This is a genomic window from Escherichia sp. 94.0001 (genome assembly GCF_013369155.2).
Taxonomy (GTDB): domain Bacteria; phylum Pseudomonadota; class Gammaproteobacteria; order Enterobacterales; family Enterobacteriaceae; genus Escherichia; species Escherichia coli_F.
This window is the reverse complement of record NZ_JABWMS020000323.1, coordinates 1-249: the sequence shown is the minus strand read 5'-3', so window position 1 is coordinate 249 and position 249 is coordinate 1. Positions and strand designations below refer to the sequence as shown.

1 protein-coding gene is annotated in these 249 nt (G+C 61.8%); it reads right to left on the bottom strand.

The window, feature by feature from the left end; all coding sequences use genetic code 11:
* Window positions 1-249, bottom strand: a 249-nt coding sequence (locus HEN33_RS25945) for a phage tail protein (protein WP_183083577.1), incomplete at both ends; no start/stop codon positions are given.

The following is a 249-nucleotide window of genomic DNA, read 5'->3' as shown; positions in this document are numbered from 1 at the left end:
TGGTACCGGAGGATGGCAGCGTGATTTCACGGTCGAGCGTCAGCGTCCGGGTCTGGCTGTTCACCGCCAGCACGCGCCCGCCGGTGCTGATACCCGCATAGTCATCATCGCAGATTTCAATAACATCGCCCGGCACATGGCGAAGCCCTTCTGCGCCCACGCTGAAATCCACGGTCTGCGTTTCCAGCAGTTCTGTTTTAATCAGCCACAGCCCGGCGCGGTGTGCCTGCCCCCGGCTGGTACAGCCAA